Raw genomic sequence first — 16,638 nt, forward strand, 5'->3', positions numbered from 1 at the left:
AGGTGGGCCTCACCCAGCGCCTCTTTGGTCTCCCGCAGTTCAGATTCGTACTGCTCTCTGACGTCCTTCGGACGAGCCCTGAACCCGTTTTCCATACTGCGCTGGGCCTCATCGACCCAGCCCTCGATCTCGGAGACGGTGAGATCGTATTGGCGGGCCACCTCAGCTGCTGTGGTCTTGCCCTTGAAGATGTCCATGACCACGGAGGCCTTGCGCTTCGCGGTCCATCGCTTGATGGGATTGTCGTCAGTCATTCTGTCCTCCTGATGGCTGCACTATAGCCTGTGCAGCTCGGGAGGGGGTCACTTCACGGGGTTGATTTTCAACCCATAGGTCTTCGGCGAAGCGCCCTTCCTGCGGGTCGATATCGCGTAGACGCCGTCCTTCCGGCTGCCGGAAGGTGACTATGGCCTGTTCGTGCGCGCCCCGAGGCCCAGGGGCGCTATCTGGTCGAGTTCAACCCGGAGTTAACCAACCTCTAGTCTATTTGGCACCTCAGGTGCACCCTTCATTAGCGGCGTAGGGTGTGCAGAAACCAGGGGAGCATTACAGTGCCTAATGGAAAAACTCCGGGAGAGAAAATGGGATGCCCATGAATTAATACCGAATAAAAAGGGCGGCCCAATAGAGTGATGGAATATTACGCCTGCTAGATTTCCAGATCAGCACCAAGGTGGGGTGCATGGGGCTGATAGAATTTTCAATAATCTGATGAAAGTTATTGGACAGCAATAACAGTAATTTGAGGTGGTCGAAAGTGAGAGAATTGTATAAAAAGTTATGCCAGTTTCATGTGCCAAGTGGCTATGATGGAAATGCTCTAAGTAATGAATTCTGGAGAGTCCATGAAGCGCAGCTTCGAGAAGCAGAAAATCGTATGGGGATAAATATTCCTTCAGATTTGAGAGAGTTTTACACTACTGTGGGGCATGGCCACTTGGTCAGAAGCAGGCATGGAGTGTTACAATCCGATTATTTTAACAGTATTGTAGATGTGGAATATTTGACTAGACTTTGGTGTCGCGACGATGTCTGCTTTCAATATGATTCTGAGATATTTGATGAGAGGGAGTTGCCGTTTTTTGACATGGGTAGTTATAGTTATTTAGTCCTAAGGCCGCGCTCGGAAAATCCGAATGCGGTTTACTTTCCATATGACAAAAAACCTGTGTGCTTTTCGTTTTGCGAGTTTGTTTCTCGATTGTATCAAGACACTACTTTTTATCTCAAACATGAGGGAGTATATGAACTATGAGTTGTTTCTGCCACTCGCTGTTCAGAGTCCAGTGACTAACGGCTGCACTTGGAACAGCTGAAAGGTTCTGAAAGGTTGGCTCTCGGCGATGGTTGAGCGCCGAGTAGGTTGCAGCACTGAACCACCACTCTGGACGTGACGTCAGTCGTTACCAGGTCACCACCGCCGATAACGTGCCCCAGGTGGGTAGCACCCTTAAGGCCGGAGGCAGTGCGAGCCATAGCGCCGGAGGCGATATCGGCCTGCTCGCCAGCCGCGTCGAGACCGGCGACGCGCCGAACCATACCGTCAGCGACGGTGTTTGCATTAATTAGCGGCCTTGCGCTTCACAGTCTAGCGTTTCACGGTAGGTTTGTTTCTTATGTCATCCTCTTGATGGCTGCACTATAGCCTGTGCAGCGCGGGAGGGGGGCACTTCAAGATAGTGTGATAGTTATCCTTTTTTCGCCCACCAAAGGGCGAGCTAGGATATCGGTTTAAATGACTCTGTCCTGCTTTTTCTTTGATTGCTTGATAGTGACTAACGTTGTTCGTTCGAATGCTGGATTCAGGATAATTCTGCCTGGTAACCCCTCGGTTAATTGTCGTACTTTGAGCTTGCTGTAGACCGGGAGTGCTCAGGGCGCGACCGCCTCAGCTCTATGATGGCGGAGGCAGTGATGTTGCTCGATCGATAGGACGCCAGCTGCTAATGCTACTGGCGGATGGCTGTGTCTCTATCATCGTATTGGCATGAAAAAAGCAGGTGTGACATCACATTGTGTGTGCCACAGGCGGAGTCTTTGTGCGCAGGTGTTGCCCTTAGAGCCTGCGGCTAAGCTCTTTCGGTAGTAGCGCTGCCTTGAACAACGCTTAGGTGATCTTTTGTTGAAAATAACAATGTTCTGGAGTGTGAAGATGCGATGTATGGTTTGGTTGATGTTGGCCTTGGCGCTTGTGGGGTGCTCCGCCAGTCCGATGAAAATGGATGTGCATAATTTGCATGAATCGGAGTCGGTGATTATTCATGATTCTAGGCCGGCTTCAGAGTCAGAGTTGGAGACCTTCAGTTATCTGGTGACAAGTGATGCCTACGGTATATACCGTGTGAATCATGATGCGACAGATCCGTCCCCGTTAAGGCTGTTTCAGCATATGGCATTTGATGCTATTTCGCCTGACGAGGATGCTGTTGAAATCAAGGTTCATCATTTTGTTATCTATTCGAATATGCGAAAGGCGCTAAAAGCTCAGGCAGCAGGTAGTGTTTTCGGGCTTATCGGTGCTGCCGTAGCGACATCGATGATGAACCATGAGGCGGATTTTAGCTTCACGGTCATGGACCAGAATGAGTTTGAAGAATATTTCTCAGGTGAGGAGTATTTAAGGGGCGTGTACTCGGAGGTGGAAAACCCCAACGATGCATCGATATTTATTATTTATATTGATGCTGAGGTGAATGGAGTGAGGCATTTTATCAGGAGTGTCTATCCTCTAGTAGCAACTGACGAAAGCCAGCCCCTGGAGATGGCGCTAAAAGATACGATCAAGGCGTTCCTTGCCCTTTACTAAGTGAAGGTGTGAGCAGAATCCGAAGAACCTCTCCGCCCTCCTGAAGTGCCTCGCCCCCTCCCAGGTCGCTGCCACGCCGTGACGTTCGGGAGGGGGCTGCGCTCCTCCCCCCCCCCAGCCTTGCCAGTCTGTCTTGCTGTTTAACCCTCTGATGGAAGAGGGTTGTTTTGCCTGGTCGCTGTCTTTTTAAGGATTTTTCCGTTTTTGATGGGGCGCTTCCACCGCAAAAAAATCTTGTGCTTCACTGGTGATGAAGAGAAAAGCACTACAGGTGCTCGCTATCGTTATCACGTGTGGAGAACGCCATCATGCAGATCGCCGTACCCAAGGAAATCAAGAACCATGAGTACCGTGTCGCGCTGACGCCTAGTGGTGCGCGGGAATTGAGCGAGCGTGGCCATCAGGTGGTGGTCCAGGCCGGTGCTGGTGACGGTGCTGGCTATAGCGATGATGCCTACATCGCCGCCGGTGCCTCCATCGAGGCCGACGTCGAGGCCTTGTTTCAGGCGGCGGAGCTGATTCTCAAGGTCAAGGAACCGCAGCCGGAAGAGGTGGCTCGGCTAGGACCCCAGCATACCCTGTTTACCTATCTGCATCTGGCTGCCGAGGAAACCCTGACCAAGGGTCTGCTGGACAGCGGAGCTACTTGCATCGCCTATGAAACCATTACCGCTGCCCAAGGCGGGCTCCCGCTGCTGGCCCCGATGAGCACTGTTGCAGGACGTATGGCGGTACAGGCGGGTGCCCATAGTCTGGAGAAGGCGCAGGGTGGAGCTGGCGTGCTATTGCCAGGCGTGCCAGGCGTCGCGCCGGCCCGGGTCACCGTGATTGGTGGCGGTGTCGTCGGCGAAAACGCGGCCCGTATGGCGCTGGGTCTAGGCGCCGAGGTGACTGTGCTGGACAAGTCGATTCCTCGCCTGGAAACACTGGATGACCGCTATCAAGGGCGCATGAAAACGGTGTTCTCCTGCGCCGATGCGCTGGATGAGGCGGTGCGCGAGTCCGATCTGATCATTGGTGCGGTGCTGGTGCCTGGGGCGGCAGCTCCGAAGCTGATTACCCGGGCCATGCTGGCCGACATGAAGCCTGGTGCGGTGCTGGTCGACGTGGCCATTGACCAGGGGGGATGCTTCGAGACCTCGCGGCCGACCACCCACGCGGAACCCACCTATATTGTCGATGGCGTCGTACACTACTGCGTGGCCAATATGCCGGGTGCGGTCGCGCGCACCTCGACCCAGGCGTTGACCAATGCCACGCAACCCTTTGTGGTAGCACTGGCAGATAAGGGATGGCGCCGCGCGCTGGCGGAAGACCGCCATTTTGCGGCGGGGCTCAACGTGCACGACGGCAAGCTGACCTATGCGGCTGTAGGCGAGGCGTTCTCACTTCCTGTGGTCAGTGTCGACAGCGTTCTAAGCTGACGGGCTGCGCTGTTCCCGATAGGCAGAGCTCGCCGCTCCACTGGCGAGCCCTGAGCATGTCCACTGCGTCGCTGCTGGCAGCACGACGCAATGTGGCCGGGCAGGTCGCCATCGTTCGGCCTTGGCGTTACCATAGCGGGCATTTGCCGATACAGAGTGTCGTTCATGTCCGCTACTTCCGCAGCCTCCGACAAGACCCGGGTTCTCACCGGTATTACCACGACCGGTACGCCTCATCTGGGCAATTATGTTGGTGCCATCAAGCCTGCCATCGAAGCCAGTCTCGATCCGAGCGTCCAGTCCTATTATTTCCTGGCCGACCTGCATGCCTTGATCAAGTGTCAGGATCCCCAGCGGGTTCAGCAATCACGCCTGGAAATCGCAGCGACCTGGATGGCTCTTGGGCTCGATACCGACAATGCCATCTTTTATCGGCAGTCCGACATTCCTGAGATTCCCGAGCTGACCTGGATGCTGTCCTGCGTCTGCGCCAAGGGCTTGATGAACCGCGCACATGCCTACAAGGCCGCCGTGGCGGACAATGAAGAGGCGGGCAACCAGGATCCGGACAAGGGCGTCACCATGGGGCTGTTCGGTTATCCGGTGCTGATGGCTGCGGACATTCTGATGTTCCAGGCCAATCGTGTGCCGGTGGGGCGTGACCAGATTCAGCACATTGAAATGGCGCGTGACATGGCTGGCCGTTTCAATCACCTGTACAAAGGAGACTTCTTCACGCTGCCTGAGGCGGTGGTGGATGAGCGCGTGCAGGTGCTTGGTGGACTCGACGGACGCAAGATGTCCAAGAGCTACAACAACACCATTCCGCTGTTTGTGCCTGAGAAGAAGCTTCTGAAGCTGGTGCGCAAGATCAAGACCAATTCGCTCGAGCCCGGCGAGCCGAAAGACCCCGACAGCTGTACGCTGTTTCAGATCTACTCTGCGTTTGCCAGCGAGTCCGATACCCAGGCCATGCGAGACGATTACGTCGCCGGTATCGGCTGGGGCGATGCCAAGAATCGCGTTTTCGAGCTGCTCAACGAGCAGCTGCGCGAGCCTCGGGAGCGTTATCACGCCCTGATGGAAGACCCAGGCCACATCGAGTCAGTGCTGAAGAAGGGCGCTGAGCGTGCCCGGGCCGAGGCGGCTCCCTTGATGGACCGCCTGCGCATTGCCTCAGGCCTTGGCCGCTTCGTCTGACGCCGCAAGGGATGCTGGCTCCGGCCCACGGGGGCAGCATCCTTATGGTCGGCCTCCTGGGGTCTGAGCCAAACTGCGCATGACTGTCCCCTAGCACCACCGCTTTTCCTGGGGCCTGCTCGCTGGCGTGCTAGAGTGGGCACAAAGGGTACCGCAAGAGTACTCGGACTCGACCGAGCCCCCTGAGAAGGGCGATTGACAAGAGTCCCTTGACCGAGTCACCAAACGAGACGAGAGATGAGCACAGAACCTAAGCGTCCCCTCTATATTCCCTACGCTGGCCCCTCTCTGTTGGAGATGCCGCTGCTCAACAAGGGTAGTGCCTTCACCCAGAAGGAACGTCTGCAGTTCAACCTGATTGGCCTGTTGCCACAGAACGTCGAGACCATCGACGAGCAGGTCGAGCGCGCCTATCACCAGTACCAGCAGTGCCAGAATGATCTGGACCGCCATATCTATCTGAGGGCGATTCAGGACGATAACGAGACGCTGTTTTTCCGCCTGGTGTCCGGCCATCTCGAAGAGATGCTGCCGATCATCTACACCCCCACGGTCGGCAAGGCCTGTGAGGAATTCTCCAATATCTATCGCAACCACCGGGGCCTTTTCATCTCGTACCCGGATCGCGAGTACATGGATGACATCCTCAGAAGTGCCACCAAGGATAACGTCAAGGTGATCGTGGTCACCGACGGCGAGCGCATCCTGGGCCTGGGGGATCAGGGCATCGGCGGCATGGGCATTCCCATCGGCAAGCTGTCGCTGTACACCGCCTGTGGCGGCATCAGCCCCGCCAATACCCTGCCGATCATGCTGGACGTAGGGACCAACAACCAGCAGCTGCTGGATGACCCCCGCTATATGGGCTGGCGTCATCCGCGCATCAGCCAGGAAGAGTACGACGAGTTCATCGAGACCTTCATGCAGGCGGTGAAGCGTCGTTGGCCAAAGGTATTGCTGCAGTTCGAGGATTTTGCCCAGGCCAACGCGATGCCGTTGCTGGAGCGTTATCGCGACGAGATGTGCTGCTTCAATGACGATGTCCAGGGCACCGCTGCGGTCTGCGTGGGGACATTGATGGCAGCATGCCAGGCGCGTGGCGAAGGCATGGCTCGTCAGCGGGTCGTCTTCGTGGGTGCCGGTTCTGCCGGCTGCGGGATTGCCGAGATGGTGGTCGTGGCGATGATGGCCGAAGGGCTGACCGAGTCCCAGGCCCGTGAGCGCGTCTACATGGTCGATCGCGAGGGCCTGGTCACCGATGATCAGACCTGGCTGAGAGACTTCCAGCGGCGCCTGGCACACCCCGCACAGTCAGTCGAAGGTTGGAACGGCCAGGACCTGCTGGAGGTGGTCAAGCAGGTGCAACCGACGGTGCTGCTTGGTGTGTGCGGACAGAAGGGCATCTTCACCGAACAGGTGGTGAAGGCGATGCATGCCAACTGCCAGATGCCGCTGATCATGCCGCTGTCGAACCCGACCTCCCGTGCTGAAGCGGTGCCCGCTGACGTGCTGGAGTGGACCAACGGTGATGCGCTGGTCGCCACCGGCAGTCCTTTCGCCCCGGTCGAGATCAACGGCCGCACCATTCCCATTGCCCAGTGCAACAATGCCTACATTTTCCCAGGCATTGGCCTTGGAGTGGTGGCCAGCGGCGCCCGCAGGGTCACCGACGCCATGTTGATGGCCGCCTCCCGTGCGCTGGCGCGTGAAGCCCCGATCGTCAAGGAAGGCGAGGGCGCCATGCTGCCGCCGCTGTCGCGTATCCGCGAGATCTCCAAGTCCATCGCCTTCGACGTCGCGGCCCAGGCCCAGCATGAAGGGGTGGCGTTGAAAAGTGACGGCACCAAGTTGCGTCGGGATATCGATAAGAGCTGCTGGAGTCCGAATTACAGGGACTATCGGCGTCGCGCCTTTTAATCATCCCGCATGTCAACACCACACGAGGAACCCTGCCGGTCGGCAGGGTTCTGTGTTTTTAGCTGCAGCTTCCAGTCTGCCGCTAGCGGCACAGACAAAAAAGACCCTGCCGGAGCAGGGTCTTTATGGCGATAACACCAGGAGCGGGGGCTCCTGGCTGGCCGATCAGGCGGCGCCGATCATCTTGCGCAGGACGTAGTGCAGAATGCCGCCGTGGCGGTAGTACTCGAGCTCGTTGGCGGTGTCGATACGACATAGCGCATCCAAGGTCTTCTCGCCCTTGTCGCTCTTGATGGTCACCTTGACCTTGCCACCGGGACGCAGGCTATCCAGCCCCTCGATGGACACGGTCTCGTCACCGGTCATGCCCAGCGACTTGCGGTCCTCGCCTTCGGGGAACTGCAGTGGTACCACGCCCATGCCGATCAGGTTCGAGCGGTGGATGCGTTCGTAGGATTCCGCCAGCACAGCGCGTACCCCAAGCAGCAAGGTCCCTTTGGCGGCCCAGTCCCTGGAGGACCCGGTGCCATATTCCTTGCCGGCGACCACCACCAGCGGTGTACCTTCCTGCTGGTACTTCATGGCCGCATCGTAGATCGCCATCTGCTCACCACTGGGCACGTGGCGAGTCTCGCCACCGACCACACCATCGAGCATCTCGTTTTGAATGCGCACGTTGGCGAAGGTGCCGCGCATCATGACTTCATGGTTGCCCCTGCGAGAGCCGTAGGAGTTGAAGTCGACGGGTTTGACCCCGTTTTCCTGCAGGTAGCGGCCAGCCGGACTGTCGGGCTTGATGGCGCCGGCAGGGGAGATGTGGTCCGTGGTGACACTGTCGCCAAGCATCGCCAGGATATGGGCGTCCTTGACGTCCTCGACCTTGGCCGGCTCCTTGCCCATGCCCTCAAAGAAGGGCGGGTGCTGAATGTAGGTGGAGTTGTCGTCCCACTCGTAGACCTCGCTTTCCGGCACCTTGATGGCTTTCCACACCTCGTCGCCATCAAAGACTTCCGCGTACTCCTTGTGGAACATCTCGGTGTTGACCTTCTCGACAGCCTCGGCCACCTCGGCCTGGGATGGCCAGATATCCTTCAGGTAGACCGGCTCACCTTGGCTATCTTCGCCGATGGGGTCCTTGTCCAGGTTACAGCGCACATTGCCGGCCAGGGCAAAGGCCACCACCAGGGGCGGTGATGCCAGCCAGTTGGTCTTCACCAGCGGATGCACCCGGCCCTCGAAGTTGCGATTACCGGACAGCACCGAGGCCACGGTCAAGTCACCGTCCTTCACGGCCTCTTCGATGGGTTCCGGCAGCGGCCCGGAGTTGCCGATGCAGGTGGTACAGCCGTAGCCGACCAGGTTGAAGCCCAGCTCGTTGAGATCATCCTGCAACCCGGCTGCGGCCAGGTAGTCGGTCACCACCTTGGAACCGGGGGCCAGCGACGTCTTGACCCAGGGCTTGGTGGTCAGGCCCTTTTGCTTGGCCTTGCGGGCCAGCAGGCCGGCGGCCATCATCACGCTGGGGTTGGAGGTATTGGTGCAGGAAGTAATGGCGGCAATCACCACGGCGCCTGGGTCAAGGCTGAAATCCTTGCCCTTGTAGTTGACGTCCTGGCTGCTGGAATGGCGATAGCTGCGCTCGACACCGACGGCGGTCTGGCCACCCTCAGAGCCCAGCTTGTCATTGCGGCTATCGGACGATGGCGTCCCCTCGTCGGCCATCAGCTTTTCGAAGGTCTGCGCGAGCTGGCTCAAGGCAACCCGGTCCTGTGGGCGCTTGGGGCCGGCCAGGCTGGCTTCGACGTCGCCCATGTCCAGCGCGAGGGTATCGGTGAAAATCGGCTCGTGGCCCGGCTCTCGCCACAGACCCTGCTGCTTGCAATAGGCCTCGACCAGCGCAATCTGTGCCTCGTCACGGCCCGATAGGCGCATGTAGTTCAGCGTCTCATCATCCACCGGGAAGAAGCCGCAGGTCGCGCCGTACTCGGGGGCCATGTTGGCGATGGTGGCGCGGTCAGCCAGCGGCAGATCCTTGAGGCCGTCACCGTAGAATTCGACGAACTTGCCGACCACTCCCTTCTTGCGCAGCATTTCGGTGACGGTCAGTACCAGGTCGGTGGCGGTAATGCCTTCACGCAACTTGCCGGTCAGCTTGAAGCCGATGACCTCGGGGATCAGCATGGAGACGGGCTGTCCCAGCATGGCCGCCTCTGCCTCGATACCGCCGACGCCCCAGCCCAGCACGCCCAGGCCGTTGATCATGGTGGTGTGGGAGTCGGTGCCGACCAGCGTGTCGGGGTAGGCCAGGGTCTTGCCATTGTCATCCCGCGTCCACACCGTCTTGCCCAGGTACTCCAGGTTGACCTGGTGACAGATGCCGGTTCCCGGAGGAACGACGCGGAAGTTGTCGAAGGCATCCTGCCCCCAGCGCAGGAACTCGTAACGCTCACGGTTGCGATCCATCTCCAGCGCCACATTATCCTTGAAGGCGGATGGGTCGCCGTACTTGTCGACCATGACGGAGTGGTCAATCACCAGATCGACCGGTGACAGCGGATTGATCCGTGAAGGCTCTTCCCCCAGTGTTTCCACGGCAGCGCGCATGGACGCCAGGTCGACCACCCCCGGAACCCCGGTGAAGTCCTGCATCAGTACCCGCGCCGGGCGGTAGCCGATCTCACGGTCGGAGCGGCCTTCCTTCTGCCAGTCGACCAAGGCCTGCAGGTCTTCCTTGGACACGCTCTCGTCGTCAGCAAAGCGCAGCTGGTTTTCCAGCAGCACCTTGAGGGTCATCGGCAGGCGCTGGATATCCCCCAGGGCGTCTGCGGCCTGGGCGAGGCTGTAGTAATCGTACTGCGTCCCGCCAACGTCGAGGGTCTGGCGAGTATCCGGTAGGGAATCACTGCTCATGCTTTCCTCCTGAGGCATTGAGTCGAACGGTCCAGGTTCGCGGGGATCGGCGAGGTCTTGCGGCAGATCCCTTAGTAGTACTTGGTCATCATAGTTGCGTTATTCAACCATGGTGATGAAATCGGGTGCCGGATCGGGCCTTGAAAGCAGCGTCGGCCAACCCCATGGTGGGTCCTTCGATAGGCCTTGGCCAACCACGGAGGCGTGGCATGCATGAATCGACATTGCCTGAGTGGACGCTCGACTGTCCCTACTGCGATGCCACCATCGAGGTGTTGGTGGACACGTCCCAGGGCAGCCACGAAACCTGGGAGGACTGCTCTCAGTGCTGCGCACCCATTCATTTTCGTATCGAGGTGGACCCGGTGACGGAAGAGATCCTCTCCGTGGTGGCCGGAGACGATGACGAGGTCATCTAAGCGCTTGAGTGGTGGCCGGCCAGTGGCGGCCGCGAGGCGCATTACCGCCGAGCAATGACAGGGTCATTGCGGCGTCATCCTCGGCAGGTGACAATAGCGAGCCTCTATCGGACCAGTGATGCTGGTCGATTGGCCCAGCAGGACGTGCTCGCCTAGGGTATGCCCTTGTCTTGTACGCCTTGCTGGGAACAAAGATAGCTTCCCTTATCACGCTTCAATCCCCAAGGAGACTTTCATGAGCGTACTGGTAGGACGTCAAGCTCCCGATTTTGAAGCTGCCGCCGTAACCGGCAGCGGTGAGATCGTCGACAACTTCAAGCTGTCCGACAGCAACGGCAAGCTGCGCGTGCTGTTCTTCTGGCCGCTGGACTTCACCTTTGTGTGCCCCTCCGAGATCATCGCCCACGACAACCGTCTGGCGCAGTTCAAGGACCTGGGCGTCGAGGTGATCGGTGTCTCCATCGACTCCCAGTTCACCCACTACGCCTGGCGCAAGACCAGCCCCGACGCTGGCGGCATCGGTGAAGTCGGTTTCCCGATCGTGGCCGACGTCAAGCACGAGATCACCCAGGCCTACGGCATCGAGCACCCGGACGCCGGCGTTGCCATGCGTGCCTCTTTCCTGATCGACGAAGACGGCGTGGTACAGCACCAGGTGGTGAACAACCTGCCGCTGGGCCGTAACGTTGACGAGATGCTGCGCATGGTCAAGGCGCTGCAGCATCACCAGAAGCATGGCGAAGTGTGCCCCGCTGGCTGGGAAGAAGGCCAGGAAGGCATGAAGGACACCGCAGAAGGTGTTGCCAAGTACCTGGGCGCGCACTCCAGCGCACTGTAAAGGTATGGCTGGCGCCAGTCTCGGGTAGATTGGCGCCAGTGGTGGACGGGGCGGCGAGCCCGCCCCGTCGGCCGCAGGCAGGGTGAAGAAGACGCAGCTTGGCCCATGGTGATGAACGCAGCTCCTCGATGACTGCACGACGACGTCACCAGCGGCGAATCTGCCGAATCATTTTCTGAATTTGCTGCACGTTCTCTCTGGACGTTGCAGCCATCTGGTCCAGTGAGGTAGCCATGAGTGAAGCGCGCCACGAACGTCTGATTATTCTGGGCTCCGGCCCGGCCGGCTACAGTGCCGCAGTATACGCTGCCAGGGCCAACCTGAAGCCGCTGCTGATCACCGGCATGCAGACGGGTGGGCAGCTGACCACCACCACCGATGTGGACAACTGGCCTGGTGATGATGCTGGTGTGCAGGGTCCCGAGCTGATGGAGCGGATGCGTCGTCACGCTGAGCGCTTCGATACGGAAGTGCTGTTTGACCATATCCATGAAGTGGAACTGCGTCAGCGCCCCTTCACGCTCAAGGGGGATAACGGTACCTACACCTGTGATGCCCTGATCATTGCCACCGGGGCCAGCGCCCGCTATCTGGGACTGCCCTCCGAGCAGCAGTTCATGGGACAGGGCGTGTCTGCCTGTGCCACCTGCGACGGTTTCTTCTATCGCAACCAGGAAGTGGTCGTCGTCGGCGGAGGCAATACCGCGGTGGAGGAAGCGCTGTACCTGTCCAACATCGCTTCCAAGGTTACCCTGGTGCATCGTCGCGATAGCCTGCGGGCGGAAAAGATTCTGCAGGACAAGCTGTTCGAAAAGGCTGAGAACGGCAATGTCGAGCTGGTATGGAACCATACGCTGGATGAAGTGCTGGGTGACAACACCGGCGTGACCGGTGCCCGACTCAAGTCCGTCGAGACCGGCGCAACCCGCGACATCAGCGCCCCTGGGGTGTTCATCGCGATCGGCCACAGCCCGAACACCGCGATCTTTGAAGGTCAGCTGGATATGGCCGGAGGCTACATCAAGGTCAAGTCCGGCCTTGAAGGTAACGCCACGGCGACCAGTGTGGCTGGGGTGTTTGCCGCTGGTGATGTGATGGACCATGTCTATCGCCAAGCGATTACCTCAGCCGGAAGCGGCTGCATGGCGGCTTTGGACGTGGAGCGATATCTGGACAGCCTCGTCTGAGGTGATCGCCTGGCGCCTTTTCACAAGGTCAGCTCAGCCGGAAGCGGCTGCATGGCGGCGTTGGACGTGGAGCGATATCTGGACAGCCTCGTCTGAGGTGATCGCCCGGCGCCTTTTCACAAGGTCAGCTCAGCAGGCAGCGGCTGCATGGCGGCGTTGGACGTGGAGCGTTATCTGGACGGTCTCGAGTAAAGTCATAGCGCTAGCGGCCTGACGCCCCGTCAGGCCGTTGACAGCAACACCGCCAGGCATCCGTCTGGCGGTGTTTTTTTATCTATGAGGTGGGGGCTTCAGTAGTGGGGGGGAAGCTCGTCCTCGGGGCCGGGAGCGTCACCAAGGTCACGTTCATTATCCGCTGACAGTTCGCGCAAACGCTGCTGCATCAGGCGGTTGATGCGCTCCAGCTCCATCATTCGGCGCTCTTGGGAGGCGATGGTCGCATCCAGGCTGTCGAGCCAGTGTTCTTGATAGGCCAGCCGGCTCTCCAAATCTTCGACACGCTTTGCTAGATCGGCGGACGGCTTGTCAATACCCGTGATAGACTCATGTTGCGGTGTGTCACTGTTCATCGTGTCTGCTGCCTGCCTTGGGCTTTTTCCAAGAAGTCGTGGCGGAAGGGTCTCGCCTGTGTCATTGGCATAGACGATGATCCCATGGTCTTTCCATCTATCTTCACATCATGCCAAGAGAGTTTTTTACGTCCATGAATAAAAGGGTTTTCTTTCGTTGTTGTGTGATCAGTGTGCTGCTGGCCGCTCCTGCGCCGCTGCTGATTGCCCTGGCAGTGAGTCTTGCCACGGGTGTGTCAGTCGAGGCATTGCATGGGGTTGTCGGTGAAGAGGCGTTGCTGATCGGCTATGTCGCTGCAGCCAGCGCCATCTTTGCCGTGTTGCTGCTGGCTACCCTATCGCTTAATGCGCTGACGCCGCGCCTGGTCAATCTTGCCGATGTCGAAGATGACGACCGCGAGATTGGTGAGGTCAAATGGTTCAACGTCAACAAGGGATACGGCTTCATCACACGTGATGGTGGCGACGATGTGTTCGTGCATTTTCGGGCGATACGCGGTCGCGGACATCGCACCTTGGCCGAGGGCCAAAAGGTCCGCTATTACGTGGTCGAAAATGAGCGAGGGCTGCAAGCCGACGATGTAACGGTCATCACCTGACCCCTTTCCGCTATCGTCGCTACCCTGAAGACGCCCCGCCATGTGCGGGGCGTCGTCGTTTGAGCCGGTCCCTCAATGGCCGGAGTCAGGCCAGTCGAAGGCGCTTTCGCTGCCGTCGGGCAGCACCCGCAGGAAGCGGTCAGGGTCATCGCCAGGCTGCCAGCCGCCCAAGGAACAGCGGACCTCGCACTCCAGCGCCTTGGCCGCCGCGCGGGCGAACTCTGCGTCGGTAGCCCAAGGGGAGTCGGCGCTGTCGAGCCACAGGCTGGCAAAACCGTCTGCCGCCTTGGCCACCAGCAACACCGGGATCACGCTGCCTTCGCGCTGCCCTTGAGTGCTCCACTTGAACTTGCCGCGGGATACCAGCGGTGCAGCGTCGATAGTCTCTGCCAGCCAGCGACTGATGCGCTCAGGGTCGCAATCGCCCAGGTAGATCTCGATATCGGGATAGCGCTCCATCATCACCTCACTTCGTTGCGCTGGCGAAAAGCCGCGTCAGGATGGCTTCATAGACGTGGCTGAGGTCATCGAGATCGGCGGCGCGGACACGCTCATCCACCTTGTGGATGGTGGCATTGAGCGGGCCAAGCTCGACCACCTGGGTGCCCAGGGTGGCAATGAAGCGGCCGTCGGAGGTGCCACCGGAGGTGGACAGCACCGGGGTAATGCCGGTGATATCACGTACTCCAGCGACGGCGGCATCGACCAGGGCCCCTTCGCGGGTCAGGAAAGGTTGGCCGTTCAAGGTCCAGTCAATATCGAAGTCCAGGTCGAAGTCACGCAGGATGGCTTCGGTGCGATCACGCAGCTCCTGGTCGGTCGTCTCGGTGGAGAAGCGGAAGTTGAAGGTGGCCTCCACTTCGCCAGGAATGACGTTGGTGGCTCCCGTGCCGGCGCGCAGGTTGGAGACCTGAAAGCTGGTCGCAGGGAAGCAGTCGTTGCCCGAGTCCCAGTGTTCGTTGGCCAACGCATCCAGAGCCGGAGCGATCTGGTGGATCGGATTACGCGCCAGATGCGGATAGGCCACATGTCCCTGGATGCCACGCACGGTGAGAACGCCACCCAGCGAGCCGCGACGCCCGTTCTTGATGACGTCGCCCAGACGCTCCGTCGATGACGGCTCGCCGACGATACAGTAGTCCAGGCGCTCGTTGCGCTCGCGCAGGCATTCGACCACGGCACGGGTGCCGTCCACCGCCGGTCCTTCCTCGTCAGCGGTGATCAAGAAGGCGATACGGCCTGGATGATCGGGGTGCTCTTCGATGAACCGCTCCACCGCTGTGATCATTGCCGCCAGGCTGCCCTTCATGTCAGCCGCTCCACGCCCCCTGAGCATGCCGTCGGCATCAATCTCAGGAGCGAAGGGAGGCGTCTGCCACTGGTGCTCCGGGCCAGTGGGTACAACGTCGGTGTGCCCAGCGAAGGCCAGGACGGGGCCATGATGCCCATGTACCGCCCAGAAGTTGTCGACGTCGCCGAAGCGCAGCGTTTCGACGTTGAAGCCAAGCCGCTCCAGGCGCTCGATCATCAGGGTTTGGCAGCCCATGTCGTCCGGTGTCACCGATGGACGACGCAGCAGCTCGAGGGCAAGCTCCAGGGTGGGCGAAAGCGTCTCGGACGGCGCAGTTGCGCCGGTCGGGGCGGGAAGATCGGTAGTCGGCATGGCGGTCTCGATGAGGGGCGGCGGCTGGGGCCGCCGCACTCAGGATCAATTGTGGGCGTGCAGCGCTTCGTTCAGGGCGATGGCGCTCTTGTTGGTCAGGCACTCGATGCGGCCGTTGGTCGAGTTGCGGCGCAAGAGCAGGTCGCTCTGACCCGCCAGCTCACGGGCTGCCAGGGTGCGAACTTCCTGGTTCTGGTCGTCGAGGAGGGTGACCTTGGCGCCCGCGGTGATGTAGAGGCCTGCCTCCACGGTGCAGCGATCGCCCAGGGGGATGCCGATACCGGCGTTGGCGCCGATCAGGCAGCCCTCACCCACGGAGATGATGATGTTGCCGCCGCCGGAAAGGGTGCCCATGGTCGAGCAGCCGCCACCCAGGTCGGAACCCTTGCCAACCATCACGCCAGCAGAGATGCGTCCTTCGATCATGCCGGGGCCTTCGGTACCGGCATTGAAGTTGACGAAACCTTCATGCATGACGGTGGTGCCCTCGCCCAGGTAGGCGCCCAGACGTACCCGCGCGGTATCGGCGATACGTACGCCGCCGGGTACCACGTAGTCGGTCATCTTGGGGAACTTGTCGACGCAGTCCACCGACAGGGTGCGGCCTTCCAGGCGGGCCTTGAGGCGGCGCGCCGGCAGCTCGATGACGTCGATCGCGCCTTCGCTGGTCCAGGCAATGTTGCGCAGCAGACCGAACATGCCGGTGAGGTCGAGCTGGTGCGGCTTGACCAGACGGTGGGACAGCAGGTGCAGCTTCAGATAGACCTCGGGGGCCGACTGCGGAGGCAGGTCCTGGTCAATGAAGGTCGCGACCAGCGGGCGCTGGCTGGCAGCAAGGCTGGCGGCCAGGTCGGCCTGTTCTGGATGACCTGCGTCGCGCAGGGCATCAGCCAGGGCCTGGCAGTGCTCGGGCAGGAAGCTGACCACGGCGGTGCCCGTGGGCGCATCGAGGACCTTGGCTGCGGCCTCGACCAGGCTGGCGTCAGGGGTCAGCAGGGGGGCTGGATAGTAGACCTCGAGCCAGTCGCCCTGGGTGTTCTGAGTGCCGATACCAAGTGCAAAGCTGTGCATGCCGTATGTCCTTTAAAGTGAACGTGTTCAATCGG

General features: G+C 59.9%; 15 protein-coding genes. 9 read left to right on the top strand and 6 right to left on the bottom strand.

The window, feature by feature from the left end; all coding sequences use genetic code 11:
* On the bottom strand, positions 1 to 254 hold a 254-nt coding region (locus KUV72_RS00005), incomplete at its 3' end, for a DUF1153 domain-containing protein (RefSeq protein ID WP_222237040.1).
* Between the two features lie 539 nt (positions 255 to 793).
* Here KUV72_RS00005 and KUV72_RS20035 point away from each other — a divergent pair.
* From KUV72_RS20035 to KUV72_RS00030, 5 genes are all read left to right on the top strand, one after another.
* The gene (locus KUV72_RS20035) at positions 794 to 1,255 is read left to right on the top strand and encodes an SMI1/KNR4 family protein (RefSeq protein ID WP_409995877.1); all 462 of its coding nucleotides are present in this window, start codon (positions 794 to 796) and stop codon (positions 1,253 to 1,255) included.
* A gap of 906 nt (positions 1,256 to 2,161) precedes the next feature.
* A complete protein-coding gene (locus KUV72_RS00015) occupies positions 2,162 to 2,806 on the top strand; it encodes a hypothetical protein (protein ID WP_222237042.1) in 645 nt (214 codons plus the stop codon).
* A gap of 308 nt (positions 2,807 to 3,114) precedes the next feature.
* Entirely contained in the window at positions 3,115 to 4,230 is a 1,116-nt protein-coding gene (gene ald / locus KUV72_RS00020) for an alanine dehydrogenase (protein WP_222237043.1), read from the top strand.
* 165 nt (positions 4,231 to 4,395) lie between these two features.
* Positions 4,396 to 5,430 carry a tryptophan--tRNA ligase gene (gene trpS / locus KUV72_RS00025; protein WP_206940351.1) on the top strand — a complete coding sequence of 345 codons (1,035 nt, stop codon included), beginning with the start codon at positions 4,396 to 4,398 and terminating at the stop codon, positions 5,428 to 5,430.
* Between the two features lie 237 nt (positions 5,431 to 5,667).
* Positions 5,668 to 7,347 (top strand): NAD-dependent malic enzyme, encoded by a 1,680-nt coding sequence (locus tag KUV72_RS00030; RefSeq protein WP_222237044.1) that lies wholly within the window; start codon positions 5,668 to 5,670, stop codon positions 7,345 to 7,347.
* Positions 7,348 to 7,512: 165 nt separating this feature from the next.
* On the opposite strand, the gene acnA is transcribed toward KUV72_RS00030, so the two are convergent.
* Entirely contained in the window at positions 7,513 to 10,257 is a 2,745-nt protein-coding gene (gene acnA, locus KUV72_RS00035; protein WP_206940347.1) for an aconitate hydratase AcnA, read from the bottom strand.
* A 209-nt stretch (positions 10,258 to 10,466) separates the two neighbouring features.
* Between acnA and KUV72_RS00040 the strand changes: the two genes are divergently transcribed.
* The 3 genes from KUV72_RS00040 to trxB all read left to right on the top strand — a co-directional run bounded on the left by KUV72_RS00040 (position 10,467) and on the right by trxB (position 12,701).
* Entirely contained in the window at positions 10,467 to 10,676 is a 210-nt protein-coding gene (locus KUV72_RS00040) for a CPXCG motif-containing cysteine-rich protein (RefSeq protein WP_206940345.1), read from the top strand.
* 235 nt (positions 10,677 to 10,911) lie between these two features.
* Positions 10,912 to 11,514, top strand: a complete 603-nt coding sequence (locus tag KUV72_RS00045) for a peroxiredoxin (protein WP_206940343.1) — start codon at positions 10,912 to 10,914, stop codon at positions 11,512 to 11,514.
* Positions 11,515 to 11,747: 233 nt separating this feature from the next.
* A complete protein-coding gene (gene trxB, locus KUV72_RS00050) occupies positions 11,748 to 12,701 on the top strand; it encodes a thioredoxin-disulfide reductase (protein ID WP_206940341.1) in 954 nt (317 codons plus the stop codon).
* 290 nt (positions 12,702 to 12,991) lie between these two features.
* Here trxB and KUV72_RS00055 read toward each other — a convergent pair whose 3' ends face one another.
* Complete coding sequence (locus KUV72_RS00055; RefSeq protein ID WP_206940338.1) at positions 12,992 to 13,270, bottom strand: SlyX family protein; 279 nt, start codon at positions 13,268 to 13,270, stop codon at positions 12,992 to 12,994.
* 134 nt (positions 13,271 to 13,404) lie between these two features.
* Here KUV72_RS00055 and KUV72_RS19950 point away from each other — a divergent pair, with 134 nt between their 5' ends.
* A complete protein-coding gene (locus KUV72_RS19950; RefSeq protein WP_206940336.1) occupies positions 13,405 to 13,869 on the top strand; it encodes a cold-shock protein in 465 nt (154 codons plus the stop codon).
* Positions 13,870 to 13,941: 72 nt separating this feature from the next.
* Here the strand turns inward: KUV72_RS19950 and KUV72_RS00065 are convergent, their stop codons facing one another.
* From KUV72_RS00065 to dapD, 3 genes are read right to left on the bottom strand one after another with little or no spacing between them, the layout of a single operon-like run.
* A complete protein-coding gene (locus KUV72_RS00065; protein ID WP_206940833.1) occupies positions 13,942 to 14,328 on the bottom strand; it encodes a hypothetical protein in 387 nt (128 codons plus the stop codon).
* Between the two features lie 7 nt (positions 14,329 to 14,335).
* The gene (gene dapE, locus KUV72_RS00070) at positions 14,336 to 15,532 is read right to left on the bottom strand and encodes a succinyl-diaminopimelate desuccinylase (protein WP_222237045.1); all 1,197 of its coding nucleotides are present in this window, start codon (positions 15,530 to 15,532) and stop codon (positions 14,336 to 14,338) included.
* Positions 15,533 to 15,577: 45 nt separating this feature from the next.
* Entirely contained in the window at positions 15,578 to 16,603 is a 1,026-nt protein-coding gene (gene dapD / locus KUV72_RS00075; RefSeq protein WP_222237046.1) for a 2,3,4,5-tetrahydropyridine-2,6-dicarboxylate N-succinyltransferase, read from the bottom strand.
* Positions 16,604 to 16,638: the final 35 nt, after the last annotated feature.

The sequence above is a fragment of the Halomonas sp. DP4Y7-1 genome (assembly GCF_019800705.1).
Taxonomy (GTDB): domain Bacteria; phylum Pseudomonadota; class Gammaproteobacteria; order Pseudomonadales; family Halomonadaceae; genus Halomonas; species Halomonas litopenaei_A.

Coding starts and splice junctions, on each gene's coding strand:
- KUV72_RS00015 (WP_222237042.1), top strand. CDS start 2,162: ATGGTTTGGTTGATGTTGGCCTTGGCGCTTGTGGGGTGCTCCGCCAGT.
- ald (WP_222237043.1), top strand. CDS start 3,115: ATGCAGATCGCCGTACCCAAGGAAATCAAGAACCATGAGTACCGTGTC.
- trpS (WP_206940351.1), top strand. CDS start 4,396: ATGTCCGCTACTTCCGCAGCCTCCGACAAGACCCGGGTTCTCACCGGT.
- KUV72_RS00030 (WP_222237044.1), top strand. CDS start 5,668: ATGAGCACAGAACCTAAGCGTCCCCTCTATATTCCCTACGCTGGCCCC.
- acnA (WP_206940347.1), bottom strand. CDS start 10,257: ATGAGCAGTGATTCCCTACCGGATACTCGCCAGACCCTCGACGTTGGC.
- KUV72_RS00040 (WP_206940345.1), top strand. CDS start 10,467: ATGCATGAATCGACATTGCCTGAGTGGACGCTCGACTGTCCCTACTGC.
- KUV72_RS00045 (WP_206940343.1), top strand. CDS start 10,912: ATGAGCGTACTGGTAGGACGTCAAGCTCCCGATTTTGAAGCTGCCGCC.
- trxB (WP_206940341.1), top strand. CDS start 11,748: ATGAGTGAAGCGCGCCACGAACGTCTGATTATTCTGGGCTCCGGCCCG.
- KUV72_RS00055 (WP_206940338.1), bottom strand. CDS start 13,270: ATGAACAGTGACACACCGCAACATGAGTCTATCACGGGTATTGACAAG.
- KUV72_RS19950 (WP_206940336.1), top strand. CDS start 13,405: ATGAATAAAAGGGTTTTCTTTCGTTGTTGTGTGATCAGTGTGCTGCTG.
- KUV72_RS00065 (WP_206940833.1), bottom strand. CDS start 14,328: ATGGAGCGCTATCCCGATATCGAGATCTACCTGGGCGATTGCGACCCT.
- dapE (WP_222237045.1), bottom strand. CDS start 15,532: ATGCCGACTACCGATCTTCCCGCCCCGACCGGCGCAACTGCGCCGTCC.
- dapD (WP_222237046.1), bottom strand. CDS start 16,603: ATGCACAGCTTTGCACTTGGTATCGGCACTCAGAACACCCAGGGCGAC.